Source organism: Aeromonas sp. Y293-4, assembly GCF_027705905.1.
In the GTDB taxonomy this organism is placed as follows: Bacteria; Pseudomonadota; Gammaproteobacteria; order Enterobacterales; family Aeromonadaceae; genus Aeromonas; species Aeromonas veronii.
Genome location: NZ_JAPDCI010000021.1, coordinates 23,582 through 36,678 on the forward strand (window position 1 = coordinate 23,582; position 13,097 = coordinate 36,678).

Consider the following 13,097-nt stretch of genomic DNA (forward strand, 5'->3'; position numbering starts at 1 on the left):
TGATAGTGGCGCAGGAGGCAGGAGCGTAAAGGAAGAGATGCAAGGGGCGGAGAGTCTCTTCGCCCCGTTATCGCACGTCAGCCGGTAAGGCGGCGCGTTACACCTTGGCCGTCAACTCGTAGCGCAGCCAGTGGTGCAGGGCCTGCACGGTATCGAACTGTAGATCGGCGCCCCACTGGGCGGGATCTTCCTCATCATTGAGATAGCCCCAGCCAGCGACCGCGGTGCGCATGCCAGCATTGCGGCCCGCTTCGATATCCCGCACATGATCCCCCACATAGAGGCAGTGAGCTGCCTCGACCCCCAGCTTCTCACAGGCAAAGAACATGGGGGCGGGGTCGGGCTTGCGTACCGGCAGGGTATCGGCACTGACAGTGACGCCGCAGCTGGCAAGTTGTGGCAGGGCTGCCAGCAGCGGCTCGGTGAGAAAGCCCGGCTTGTTGGTGACTATGCCCCAGGGGAGCTGTTTCTCGTCGAGCCACTCGATAAGATCCACCATTCCCTCATAGGGGCGGGTACCGACGCAGAGATTGGCCGCGTAGTAGTCGAGCAGGGCATTGCGCAGGCGCGTGGCCCCCAGCTCCTCAAGCAGTTCGTCGCCAAGGCCCGCTTTCAGCAGCCCGAGCGCTCCGTGGGAGGTGGTCTGGCGAATGATGTCGTCAGAGAGCGGCGCAAAGCCTTCGCTGATCAGCACGTGGTTGACGGCAGCCCCCAGATCCGGGGCTGTGTCGAGCAAAGTGCCATCCAGATCGAACAGCACGCAACGAAGAGGCTGCAGGTGAGAGGCGCTCATCAAACGTGCTCCGGGCGGACAAACTCCACCATATAGTTGACGTCGACATTCTTGCCGAGCCTGAACTGGTTGGTGAGCGGGGCGTAGTGGACGCCGCTCATATCCCGCACCAGCAGGCCAGCTGCTTCACCCATGCGACACAGTTCGGCCGGGGTGATGAATTTTTTGTGATCGTGGGTCCCCTTGGGCACCATCTTCATCAGGTATTCGGCCCCGATGATCATCATCAGATAGGATTTGGGGTTGCGGTTGATGGTGGAGACGAACACCCGTCCGCCCGGGCGCACCAGGGTAGCGATGGCGCGCAGCACGGAGGCGGGGTTCGGCACATGCTCCAGCATCTCCATGCAGGTGACCACGTCATACTGGCCCGGCACTTCGGCGGCATGGGCTTCGGCAGTGATCTGGCGGTACTCGAGCTCGACACCCTGCTCCAGAGCGTGCAGGCGGGCGACGCCGAGGGGCTCCTTGCCCATGTCGATGCCGGTGACCTTGGCGCCACGGCGGGCCATGCTCTCGGAGAGAATGCCACCGCCACATCCGATATCGAGAATGCGCTTGCCAAACAGACCGCCACTTTTGTCGGTGATCCAGTCAAGGCGCACCGGATTGATTTGATGCAGGGGTTTGAATTCACCTTCCATGTCCCACCAGCGGGAGGCGATGGCTTCAAACTTGGCGATTTCTGTCAGATCGACATTGGCATCACTGTTCATTTTTCGAAGATCCTGTGGCAGGGCGCCCGCTTCTGAGTCATGGGCGCAATCTATTGTCCTGGCGGGCATTATAACGGACGGACTTTGTCACACCAGCCCGATCTGATACCCGATTTGTGGCTTAAGGTATTTGGCTCAGTGTGTTACCATGTCGCGCTGTTTAAGCCAAAGAACAACTAATTAGGGATAAGGCTTTCTATGAGCGATCTGGCCAGAGAGATCACGCCGGTCAACATCGAAGAAGAGCTCAAGAGTTCCTATCTTGATTACGCCATGAGCGTGATCGTAGGACGAGCTCTGCCGGATGTGCGTGATGGCTTGAAACCGGTTCACCGCCGCGTTCTGTTTGCTATGAACGAGTTGGGGAACGACTGGAACAAGCCCTATAAAAAATCGGCCCGTGTGGTCGGTGACGTAATCGGTAAATATCACCCGCACGGCGATATCGCTGTGTATGACACCATTGTCCGGATGGCGCAGGATTTCTCCATGCGTTACATGCTGGTCGATGGTCAGGGCAACTTCGGTTCAGTCGACGGCGACAGCGCCGCGGCGATGCGTTATACCGAAGTGCGGATGGCCCGCATCTCCCACGAGCTGCTGGCTGATCTGGACAAAGAGACCGTGGACTGGGTGCCGAACTATGACGGCACCGAGATGATCCCGGCGGTCATGCCTACCAAGGTTCCCAACCTGCTGGTCAACGGCTCCTCCGGTATCGCGGTGGGCATGGCGACCAACATTCCGCCTCACAACCTCACCGAGATTGTCAATGGCTGCCTGGCGCTGATCGAAAACGGCGACCTCACCATTGACGAGCTGATGACCTACATCACCGGCCCGGATTTCCCCACCGGCGGCATTATCAACGGTCGTTCCGGCATCGTGCAGGCGTACCGTACCGGTCGTGGCTCCATCTATGTGCGGGCCAAGGCTGAAGTGGAAGTGGACGAGAAGACCAGTCGCGAGACCATCATCGTTCACGAGATCCCCTATCAGGTGAACAAGGCTCGACTGATCGAGAAGATCGCCGAGCTGGTCAAAGAGAAGAAGATCGAGGGCATCAGTGCCCTGCGCGATGAGTCTGACAAAGACGGCATGCGCATCGTTATCGAGATCAAGCGCGGCGAATCCGGCGAGATTGTGCTGAACAATCTCTACAAGCACACCCAGATGCAGACCACGTTCGGCATCAACATGGTGGCGCTCGATAACAACCAGCCCAAGGTGATGAACCTTAAAGAGATCCTGGATGCGTTCCTGCTGCACCGCCGTGAAGTGGTGACTCGCCGGACCGTGTTCGAACTGCGCAAGGCGCGGGATCGGGCACACATTTTGGAAGGTCTGGCGGTTGCGCTGGCCAACATTGATCCCATCATCGAGCTGATCCGCCACAGCGCGACCCCGGCCGACGCGAAAGCGGGCCTGGTTGCCAAGGGCTGGGAACTTGGCAACGTGGCCGCCATGCTGGAAAAAGCGGGCGACGACGCGGCACGGCCAGAGTGGCTGGAGCCTGAGTTTGGTATCCGTGAAGGTCAATACTTCCTGACCGAACAGCAAGCCCAGGCCATCCTTGACCTGCGTCTGCACAAGCTGACCGGCCTCGAGCACGAGAAGATCCTGGAAGAGTACCAATCTCTGCTGGATCTGATCGCCGAGCTGCTGCACATCCTGGCGAGCCCGGCTCGTCTGATGGAAGTGATCCGCGATGAACTGCTGGCTGTGCGTGAGCAGTATGGCGACGAGCGTCGTACCGAAATCAGCATGTCCAGTGCCGAGATCAACATCGAAGATCTGATCACTCCGGAAGATGTGGTGGTTACCCTGTCTCACCAGGGCTATGTGAAGTATCAGCCGCTCTCCGACTACGAGGCCCAGCGCCGCGGTGGTCGTGGCAAGTCGGCCACCCGGATCAAGGAAGAGGACTTTGTGGAGCGTCTGCTGGTGGCCAACACCCACGACACCATTTTGTGCTTCTCCACCCGTGGCAAGGTCTACTGGCTCAAGGTTTACCAGCTGCCGGAAGCGTCCCGTGGTGCCCGTGGTCGTCCGATCATCAACCTGCTGCCGCTGGAAGAGGGTGAGCGTATCACCGCTATCCTGCCGGTGAAGGAGTATGACGCCGAGAAGTATGTCTTCTTCGCCACCGCCAATGGTACCGTGAAGAAGACCAGCCTCTCTGACTTCAGCCGTCCGCTCTCCTCCGGTATCCGCGCCATCAACCTCAAAGAGGGTGATGAGCTGATCGGGGTGGATATCACCGATGGCAGCAACGAGATCATGCTCTTCTCCGACGCGGGCAAAGTCGTTCGCTTCGCCGAAGGCAGCGGTCGCGCCGATGCGGATGTCAGCGATGACGTTGAAACCGACGATGACGCCGGTAACGACGATGATGGCAGCGACAACGGCGAAGGCACCGAAACCAAGGGTACCTTCAAGGGTGTGCGTCCCATGGGTCGTACCGCCGCCGGTGTACGCGGCATCAAGCTGGGCGCCGGTGACAAGGTGGTTTCCCTCATCGTTCCGCGCGGCGAAGGTGCCATCCTCACCGCCACCGAGAACGGTTACGGCAAGCGGACTGCGTTGGCCGAATACCCGACCAAGAGCCGTGGTACCCAGGGCGTTATCTCCATCAAGGTGGATGAGCGCAACGGCAAGGTGATCGATGCGATCCAGGTCGAAGATACCGATCAGATCATGCTGATCACCAACGGCGGTACTCTGGTGCGTACCCGTGTTGCCGAGGTGAGCGTCATTGGCCGTAACACCGGCGGTGTCCGTCTGATCCGTACCGGTGAAGACGAGACCGTGGTTGGCCTGCAGCGTATCGCCGAGAGCGACGAAGACGAAAACGACGCGCTGGCCGTTGACGGTGAGGTATCTGAAGGTACTGATACCGCGACCGGCACTGATGCGGTCGATGCTGGGGAAGCGGGCGACGAGTAATCGTCACCAGTTACCCGAGCAACGTCTCTGAGCAAAAAGAGCGACCCTGGTGGTCGCTCTTTTTATTTGTCTGCTGTTTATGACTCTACGCTGCTCTTACGGCTGGATCACTCCTGCAGCCACATTCTGGCGCTGCGGGCGGGAATGGCGACCCGTACCCACTGGCTCTGCACGTTGACCACGGCGCCTTGGTCGAGCACGTCCCGATAGTTGCGATACCAGTTCATCTCGAATTTGGCGGTATCGAGCCAATACTCCTGCTCATAGTCGCACTTGTTGATGCCGACCAGCCCCTGTTTGCCCCGTTTGAACAGCACGAAGCAGTCACCGCTGCCGATCAACTGCATGGGTTGACCCTGCACCGCATTGTGGAAGCGGATCATCCCCTTGAGATCGGCGCGCTGGTAGTAATCCTGCCAGCGTAGTCCATCCTTGGCCTGGGTCTCGCCATGATCGGAGTAGACCAGTGGCGAGCCACCATCGCGCCCAAGCAGGTAGGCATAGGCCAGCTTCTCGTCAGTCTGGCTTAAGATCTGATAGCGGAAGCCGTCGTTGGTGGGGATGTCGTGGGTCACGGCAAAGGTGACGGCGCGACTGCCCGGTAGCGCCTGACCATAGGCGCCCGGATCCGCCAGCAGGTTCATGCTGCCACCGTAACTGAAGGCACCGCGCAGGGAGGCAAACAGCGGAAAGTCATAGGCTCCCTGGCCGCTGCTGTCGAGGTAGGGTTTGAGGAAGCGCTCGTAATCGGTGCTGCCTGCGCCCCCAGTGGTGATCACCTCGCCAAACACGTGCATCCCCTGTTTGATCTCGGGGGTGAACACGGCATTGATCTGGTAATCGCTCATGTGTTTGACCGCATCGACCCGAAAACCCTTGATCCCCATCCCCTTGAGCGCCTTGAGATAGGCCTGCTGCTGGCTTACCACCCAGTTATTGGGATCCAGATCCGGCAGACCCTTGTCACCGGCACCACCACAGAGTCGCCAGTACTGGACGTGGCCCGGGTCGCTCCAGTCGCTAATGCACCCTTCGGGATGAAAATCGGCGGCAGCCAGCAGGTTTTGCCCCAGATCGCCAAACAGCTTCTGGCGCTCGAAATAGGCCGGGTTGGCGGCGTACTGACCAAGCAGTTCGCTGCCTGGGTAGTTGAGGTCCTGGCGCTTCCAGCTTTCGTTGGCCATGTGGTTGAGCACCACATCGGCATAGACGGCGATACCCTGCGCCTTCATGGCGGCGATCAGCTGCTCGAGATCCTGCTTGTTGCCAAGAGGGGAGTCGACAAGACGCAGATCCTGCGGCTGGTAACGGGCCCACCACTCGTTGCCGGATGACTTGAGGGGCGGCGAGATGAGTACCTGTTTGTAACCGGCCGACTTGATAAGGTCGGCTTTGGCGGTCACTTCACTGTACTTCCAGTTGAAGGCGTGCATTATGACGTCGGCGTGCGCCAAGGGGGCGATCAGCATGCCTGCGATCGCCCATATTCCCGCTGTGTGTTTCATTATTGTGTCCCTGTTTTTATAGATGCCTGAATGGGCAACCCAGCTTTGGCGGGAACAGGATGTGCTGCAATCCACAACCTGCAGATTTGTGACCGCTTTCAGGATGATTTCGCCGATTATGTGAGCTATTTCGGCTTTTCCTTGTCACGGCCAGTTGCCTTTTTACAAGTGGTTTTTTTGTCATTTCCCTGTCATTCCCAGTCGCTATCCTTCCGGGCGAGTGGTGCGTTGTTGCCATCACCTTCACCGTCAGGAGCTGCATATGACCAGTTGGATCACGTGGGAAATTTGGTGGAGCCGGGTATGGGGCGAGTCAGAGGTGCCGCTGTATGAAGAGGATGAGCACGAAGTGGCTCATGAGCCCTCGCGACTACCGGTTGAAATGGTGCAGCAGGGTCGGGATCAGCGCGCAGGCTAAGGCGTTAGCCCTCTCTTTACCGGGTAGCGCTTTCTTGTCGCGACATGGCTACTTCGTTGGAAAATTCTGAAAAGCGGGGTTTCCACAGGATGTGTTGCGGCAGGCCTTCCTCTCAACCTCTTGGCACGCCTGATGTGTGAAGGGCGTGAGCAGGGGGATTAGAAGAGCGACAGCTGCTCCCCGGGGCGGATAAACCCATCCAGCCTGAGCTGAATATGACGTTTGCCCAGATCGAGGCGCTTGCTGATAAGGCGAAAGCGCTGGGCCAGCAGATCGGCAAAGTGCCCCTCACCGCGCATGCGGGTACCGAAGGCGGTACTGTTGAGCCCGCCACCGCGGCTGGCTCGCAACTGATTCAAAATAGCCTCCTTCTGGCCCGGATAGTGGGTATCGAGCCAGTCATCAAATAGCGGCGCCAGCTCGTGGGGCAGGCGCAGCAGGATGTAATCGGCGCAACTGGCGCCAGCCTCGGCAGCCGATTTGATGATCTGCTCCAGCTCCGGTTCATTGAGCCGCGGGATCATGGGGGCGGCCAGTACCCCCACCTGCACGCCAGCGTTGGCCAGCTTCTCGATCACTTTCAAGCGGCCTGCACCCGTGCTGGCGCGGGGCTCCAGCTGTCGGCGCAGGGTTTCGTTCAAGGTCGTCACCGACACCATCACCTGACACAGTCCCTCTCTGGCCAGCTCGGTCAACAGATCGAGGTCGCGCAAGATCATGGCGCTCTTGGTAATGAGCCCGACCGGATGGCGGTGGGCCAGCATCACTTCCAGCAACTGGCGAGTGAGGCGATAGCGCTGCTCGACGGGTTGATAGGGGTCGGTATTGGCGCCAATGAAGATGGTCTGTGGCTGATAGGCCGGTTTGGCAAACTCCCGGCGCAGCAGGTCGGCTGCATTGCGTTTGGCAAACAGCTTGCTCTCGAAATCGAGGCCGGGGGAGAGCTCCAGATAGGCATGGCTGGGTCTGGCATAGCAGTAGATGCAGCCGTGTTCGCACCCCTGATAGGGGTTGATGGAGCGACCAAAGGGGACATCCGGCGAGCTGTTGTAGCTGATGATGCTGCGTGCATCAATCTCCCGCACCTCGGTGCCAGGCACAGAAGGAGTAAAGGCGGCATCCCAATCGGACGATTGCCAGCCGTCATCAACCGCTTCGACAAGGGGGCCGCTAAAACGGTGATCGATATTGTAGGGGCTGCCTCGTCCTGCCATGGTGTGCACCGATACTGTTTATACATACAGTCATTTTGCAGGTGCACCGGATAAATGACAACAACTGCTGATCGACCGGGTGCAAAAAGGGTTGTCGTAGGGATCTCTTGCTTGATCGCGGCGCTACATTTCGTTTACATAGACGAAATGAGAACTGGATCACGGAAATCATCATGAGACCCACCACTTCCCGCTGGCTGTTTATCGGTCTGCTTGCCCTTGTTATCTGGCGTCTGCTTCCGCTCTCCACCGAGCAGGAGATGGCTGCTGCCAACCGTGCCTGGCGTACCGGTCATTTCGATGAGGCGACCCGGATCTGGTCGCCACTGGCCGATCAAGGCCAACCTCGGGCGCAAGCCTTGATGGGCTGGAGCCATGAAGTGGGGCAGGGGAGCGAGCAGGATATCCATCAGGCCATCAGCCTCTATCGCCAGTCGGCGCTGGCAGGGGATCCTTTCGGCCAATATCGGCTGGCAGAGCTCTATCTGCGCGGTGTCGGGGTCAAGCGAGATCTGCGCCAAGCCTTTCACTGGATGGAGCAGGCTGCCCGCAATGGTGATGTCCCGGCCATGCTGAAAGTCGGTGTGCTTCATCTGATGGGGGTCAGCGGCAGGGTCGATCTGGCTCAGGCGAAACAGTGGCTCTATCAGGCGGCACAAAAGGGCAACAAGCTGGCGCTTCAGGTGCTGCAAGAGCTGGCGCTGGCAGAGGAGGGGAGCAGTGACTTTGACTTCAACTGGCAATCCCTGCTTGGCGAATAGTCGGTAGGCGACTAATTTGACTGTAGAAAATATCTGCAAATCCGATACAGCACGCCCGACTTCTGGTAGCATGGGGGCCGTTTTGGCTTGGTTTGTCATGTTAGACATGCTGTTTGCGTGTCAGGCCGTCTTCGCAAAGTGCTGTGGAGAACCAGAACATCACCTTTTTGAATCTCTTTTCCATCCCGCATGTGACCTTTGGTAGGGGTCACCACTGTATAAGGAAACACATAATGCCAATCATTACTCTGCCTGACGGCAGCCAACGTCAATTTGCCCACTCTGTTTCCGTCATGGATGTGGCTGCGGACATCGGTCCCGGTCTCGCCAAGGCGTGCATTGCCGGTCGGGTAAACGGTGAACTGGTGGATGCATGCGAGCTGATCGAAGCCGATGCTGCGCTGGCCATCATCACCGCCAAAGACGAAGAAGGTCTGGACATCCTGCGCCACTCCTGCGCTCACTTGCTGGGTCATGCTATCAAGCAACTCTGGCCCCAGACCAAGATGGCCATCGGTCCTGTCATCGACAACGGCTTCTACTATGACGTTGATCTTGACCGTACCCTGACCGATGAAGATCTGGCTGCCCTGGAAGAGCGCATGCTGGCGCTGGTAGCCAAGGATTACGACGTCATCAAGAAGAAAGTCTCCTGGCAAGAAGCGCGCGATGTATTCGAGGCGCGCGGCGAGTCTTACAAAGTCGAAATCCTGGATCAGAACATTGCCCGTGATGACCAGCCAGGTCTCTATCATCACGAAGAGTACATCGACATGTGTCGCGGCCCGCACGTGCCCAACATGCGTCACTGCCACCACTTCAAGTTGCTGAAGATGTCCGGCGCCTACTGGCGTGGCGACTCCAACAACAAGATGCTGCAGCGTATCTACGGTACTGCCTGGGCTGACAAGAAGCAGCTCAAGGCTTATCTGCAGCGTCTGGAAGAGGCCGCCAAGCGCGACCACCGCAAGATCGGCAAGCAGCTCGACCTGTATCACATGCAGGAAGAAGCACCCGGTATGGTGTTCTGGCACAACGATGGCTGGACCATCTTCCGTGAGCTGGAAACCTTTATCCGCGGCAAGCTCAAAGAGTACGACTATCAGGAAGTGAAAGGTCCGTTCATGATGGACCGCGTCCTGTGGGAGCGTTCAGGTCACTGGGAGAAGTATGCCCAGGCCATGTTCACCACCCAGTCCGAAAACCGCGAGTACGCCATCAAGCCGATGAACTGCCCGGGTCACGTCCAGATCTTCAACCAGGGTCTGAAGTCCTACCGCGATCTGCCGCTGCGGATGGCCGAGTTTGGTTCCTGCCACCGCAACGAGCCGTCCGGTTCCCTGCACGGTCTGATGCGGGTGCGCGGCTTCACTCAGGATGACGCTCACATCTTCTGTACCGAAGAGCAGATCATGGAAGAGGTCTCCGGCTGTATTCGTATGGTCTATGACGTCTATGGTACCTTTGGCTTCGAGAACATCGTGGTCAAGCTCTCCACTCGTCCCGAGCAGCGTATCGGCTCCGACGAGATGTGGGATCGTGCCGAGAAAGCCCTGGCCGAAGCGCTGGAACTCAACGGTCTGAAGTACGATCTGCAGCCGGGTGAAGGGGCGTTCTACGGTCCCAAAATTGAATTTACCCTGCACGATTGCCTTGATCGTGCGTGGCAATGTGGTACCGTGCAGCTCGACTTTGCCCTGCCTGGTCGTCTGGGTGCCACTTATGTGGGCGAAAACAACGATCGCCATGTACCTGTGATGATCCACCGGGCTATCTTGGGTTCTATCGAGCGCTTCATCGGTATTCTGACTGAAGAGTACGCCGGTCTGTTCCCGACCTGGTTGGCACCGACTCAGGCTGTGGTCATGAATATCACGGACAATCAGGCCGATTATGCGGTGAAAGTAGCCAAAGCATTGAATGATGCGGGCCTTCGCGCAAAAGCGGACTTGAGAAATGAGAAGATTGGCTTTAAAATCCGCGAGCATACTTTGAAGCGAGTACCTTTCATGCTGGTCTGCGGCGATAAAGAAGTTGAAGCCGGTAAGATTGCAGTACGGACTCGTAAAGGGGCTGACCTGGGCACTTATCCTGTTGAAGAGTTCATCGCTCTGTTGACCCAGGAAGTTCAGACCCGCGGACAAAAGAAAGTGGAGGAATAAGCTATAAAAGGCGGAAAAAAACTGGGCAAGCAACCGCAAGCCCGCGCTCACCGGATCAATGAAGAGATCCGTCTGAAAGAAGTTCGTCTGACTGGTCTGGATGGTGAAGCCATTGGCATCACCTCCATTCAGGATGCTCTGAACTTGGCCGCAGAGGCCGGAGTTGATCTGGTAGAGATCAGTCCAAATGCTGAGCCGCCCGTTTGCCGGATCATGGATTACGGCAAATTCCTCTACGAAAAGAGCAAAACAACCAAAGAACAGAAGAAAAAGCAGAAAGTCGTCCAGGTCAAGGAAATCAAATTCCGTCCTGGCACTGACGAAGGCGACTATCAGGTAAAACTACGCAACCTGGTTCGCTTTCTGGAAGACGGGGACAAGGCTAAGGTCACCCTGCGCTTCCGTGGTCGTGAAATGGCACACCAGGATCTTGGTATCAAGGTTCTGGAGCGCGTCAAGAACGATCTGGAAGAGTTGGCCGTAGTTGAGTCGTTCCCGAAAGTCGAAGGCCGTCAAGCTGTGATGGTCCTCGCACCTAAGAAGAAATCTTAAGGCCCACAAGAAATTGACTCATGGGGCTTGCCCCATGAGTTGGTTCGCCTTGCGATTTTGTTGTCACTCACAATGCGGAGTATGAAATGCCGAAGATGAAAACCAACCGGGGTGCTGCAAAGCGCTTCAAAAAGACTGGCTCGGGTCGCTTCAAGTGCAAGCACAACCACCTGCGTCACATCCTGACCAAGAAGAGCAGCAAGCGTAAGCGTCAGCTGGGGCCGAAATTCATGGTTTCTGCTGCCGACCACAAACGTGTTGTCGCTTGTCTGCCGTACGCATAAGGGGGGATGTGAAAAATGCCAAGAGTTAAACGTGGTGTGACTGCTCGAGCTCGTCACAAGAAAGTAATGAAAGCCGCCAAAGGTTACTACGGCGCCCGTTCCCGTGTTTACCGCGTAGCGGTACAAGCGGTAACCAAAGCTGGTCAGTATGCCTACCGTGACCGTCGCCAGAAAAAGCGTCAGTTCCGTCAGCTGTGGATTGCGCGTATCAACGCTGCAGCCCGTCAGAACGGTCTGTCCTACAGCCGTCTGATCAACGGTCTGAAGAAGGCTTCTATCGAGATCGATCGCAAGATCCTGTCCGATATCGCCGTTCACGACAAAATGGCTTTCACCGCCCTGGTTGAAAAAGCTAAAGCAGCTCTGGTTTAATCCAGTTCTGTTATAAACGCTAAAAGGAGGCTCAGGCCTCCTTTTTTGTATCTATAACCATCTGTTTTACATCATTTTTTCTTTTTCCTCGTCCATATTCTGTCCGCTGTTTTACACGCGCTACATATTTCTCCACATAAGGTGATAAGTGCGAGATGACCTGTTCTACAAAAGCTTCATATGCCAACAAACTAGATATTTGTTCTACTATTTCAAGAGTGACGGTGAGCCGATGAGACTCGCTTGATATAACAAAATGATTTGTAGGGAGAAAAGCCCACCTTAGCTATGGTCAGCGAAGGGGCTTTTTTTGTATTATTCCCCTCTTGACCTTATTTAGCCTAAAGGCTCCTGTACCGGGAGTGGTGACGAGGAAGACATGCAACAGCTTGAAGAAGTAGTCGGCCAAGCCAGAGCCGAAATTGAGGGCGTGAGCGATATCGCTACCCTCGACGAAATCCGGGTCAAATATCTGGGTAAAAAGGGCTTTTTTACCGAGCAGATGAAGGGCCTGGGTGCCTTGTCTGCCGAAGAGCGTCCCGCCGCGGGCGCCGTGATCAACCAGGCCAAACAGCAGGTTCAGGATGCGCTGAACGAGCGTCGTGAAGCGCTCGAAGTTGCTGTGCTGAACCAGAAGCTGGCTGCCGAGACCATCGACGTCAGCCTGCCGGGCCGTCGCATCGAGAATGGCGGTCTGCACCCGGTAACCCGCACCATCGAGCGCATCGAGCGCCTGTTTGGCGAGATGGGCTTCAAGGTTGCCCGTGGTCCCGAGATTGAAGATGGCTTCCACAACTTCGATGCGCTGAACATTCCGGCTCATCACCCGGCGCGTACCGATCACGATACCTTCTACTTCAATCCTGATCTGATGCTGCGTACCCACACCTCCGGTGTGCAGATCCGCACCATGGAGCATCAGCAGCCGCCGATCCGCATCATTGCACCGGGCCGCGTCTATCGTAACGACTACGACATGACCCACACCCCGATGTTCCATCAGGTTGAAGGCCTGCTGGTTGACGAGCATGCCAGCTTTACCGAGCTGAAGGGCATTCTGCACGACTTCCTGCGCAACTACTTCGAGGAAGACCTGACCATTCGCTTCCGTCCTTCCTATTTCCCGTTCACCGAGCCGAGCGCTGAAGTGGACGTGATGGGCAAGAACGGCAAGTGGCTGGAAGTGCTGGGCTGCGGCATGGTTCACCCGAACGTACTGCGTTCGGTCGGCATCGATCCGGAAAAATACTCGGGCTTTGCCTTCGGCATGGGCGTTGAGCGCCTGACCATGCTGCGTTACGGGGTCAACGACCTGCGTGCCTTCTTCGAAAACGACCTGCGCTTCCTCAAGCAGTTCAAGTAAGGGCGAGAGAA

Annotated in this window: 12 protein-coding genes; 8 read left to right on the top strand and 4 right to left on the bottom strand. The window is 57.2% G+C overall.

The window, feature by feature from the left end:
- Positions 1-97: 97 nt before the first annotated feature.
- Both OKC31_RS18845 and ubiG read right to left on the bottom strand, forming a co-directional pair.
- The gene (locus OKC31_RS18845) at positions 98-793 is read right to left on the bottom strand and encodes an HAD family hydrolase (protein ID WP_270657397.1); all 696 of its coding nucleotides are present in this window, start codon (positions 791-793) and stop codon (positions 98-100) included.
- Positions 793-1,509 carry a bifunctional 2-polyprenyl-6-hydroxyphenol methylase/3-demethylubiquinol 3-O-methyltransferase UbiG gene (gene ubiG / locus OKC31_RS18850; protein ID WP_270657399.1) on the bottom strand — a complete coding sequence of 239 codons (717 nt, stop codon included), beginning with the start codon at positions 1,507-1,509 and terminating at the stop codon, positions 793-795. Before ubiG ends, OKC31_RS18845 begins: the two co-directional genes overlap by 1 nt.
- A 198-nt stretch (positions 1,510-1,707) precedes the next feature.
- On the opposite strand from ubiG, the gene gyrA reads away from it, so the two are divergent.
- Entirely contained in the window at positions 1,708-4,455 is a 2,748-nt protein-coding gene (gene gyrA / locus OKC31_RS18855; RefSeq protein WP_270657401.1) for a DNA topoisomerase (ATP-hydrolyzing) subunit A, read from the top strand.
- A gap of 107 nt (positions 4,456-4,562) precedes the next feature.
- Here the strand turns inward: gyrA and OKC31_RS18860 are convergent, their stop codons facing one another.
- Positions 4,563-5,960, bottom strand: a complete 1,398-nt coding sequence (locus OKC31_RS18860; protein ID WP_247822772.1) for an alpha-amylase family protein — start codon at positions 5,958-5,960, stop codon at positions 4,563-4,565.
- A gap of 262 nt (positions 5,961-6,222) precedes the next feature.
- Here OKC31_RS18860 and OKC31_RS18865 point away from each other — a divergent pair, with 262 nt between their 5' ends.
- Positions 6,223-6,378 (top strand): hypothetical protein, encoded by a 156-nt coding sequence (locus tag OKC31_RS18865; RefSeq protein ID WP_005345370.1) that lies wholly within the window; start codon positions 6,223-6,225, stop codon positions 6,376-6,378.
- A 158-nt stretch (positions 6,379-6,536) separates the two neighbouring features.
- On the opposite strand, the gene OKC31_RS18870 is transcribed toward OKC31_RS18865, so the two are convergent.
- The gene (locus tag OKC31_RS18870; protein WP_247822773.1) at positions 6,537-7,592 is read right to left on the bottom strand and encodes a PA0069 family radical SAM protein; all 1,056 of its coding nucleotides are present in this window, start codon (positions 7,590-7,592) and stop codon (positions 6,537-6,539) included.
- Between the two features lie 173 nt (positions 7,593-7,765).
- On the opposite strand from OKC31_RS18870, the gene OKC31_RS18875 reads away from it, so the two are divergent.
- The 6 genes from OKC31_RS18875 (at position 7,766) to pheS (ending at position 13,086) form a co-directional block, all read left to right on the top strand.
- Complete coding sequence (locus OKC31_RS18875; protein ID WP_270657402.1) at positions 7,766-8,353, top strand: tetratricopeptide repeat protein; 588 nt, start codon at positions 7,766-7,768, stop codon at positions 8,351-8,353.
- Between the two features lie 233 nt (positions 8,354-8,586).
- Positions 8,587-10,515 carry a threonine--tRNA ligase gene (gene thrS, locus OKC31_RS18880; RefSeq protein WP_005336690.1) on the top strand — a complete coding sequence of 643 codons (1,929 nt, stop codon included), beginning with the start codon at positions 8,587-8,589 and terminating at the stop codon, positions 10,513-10,515.
- 21 nt (positions 10,516-10,536) lie between these two features.
- Positions 10,537-11,067 (top strand): translation initiation factor IF-3, encoded by a 531-nt coding sequence (gene infC, locus OKC31_RS18885; RefSeq protein ID WP_196783562.1) that lies wholly within the window; start codon positions 10,537-10,539, stop codon positions 11,065-11,067.
- An 86-nt stretch (positions 11,068-11,153) separates the two neighbouring features.
- Positions 11,154-11,351 carry a 50S ribosomal protein L35 gene (gene rpmI / locus OKC31_RS18890; protein ID WP_005336688.1) on the top strand — a complete coding sequence of 66 codons (198 nt, stop codon included), beginning with the start codon at positions 11,154-11,156 and terminating at the stop codon, positions 11,349-11,351.
- Between the two features lie 15 nt (positions 11,352-11,366).
- Positions 11,367-11,723 (top strand): 50S ribosomal protein L20, encoded by a 357-nt coding sequence (gene rplT / locus OKC31_RS18895; RefSeq protein ID WP_005336687.1) that lies wholly within the window; start codon positions 11,367-11,369, stop codon positions 11,721-11,723.
- 379 nt (positions 11,724-12,102) lie between these two features.
- Positions 12,103-13,086, top strand: a complete 984-nt coding sequence (gene pheS / locus OKC31_RS18900; RefSeq protein ID WP_005336686.1) for a phenylalanine--tRNA ligase subunit alpha — start codon at positions 12,103-12,105, stop codon at positions 13,084-13,086.
- Positions 13,087-13,097 lie beyond the last annotated feature (11 nt).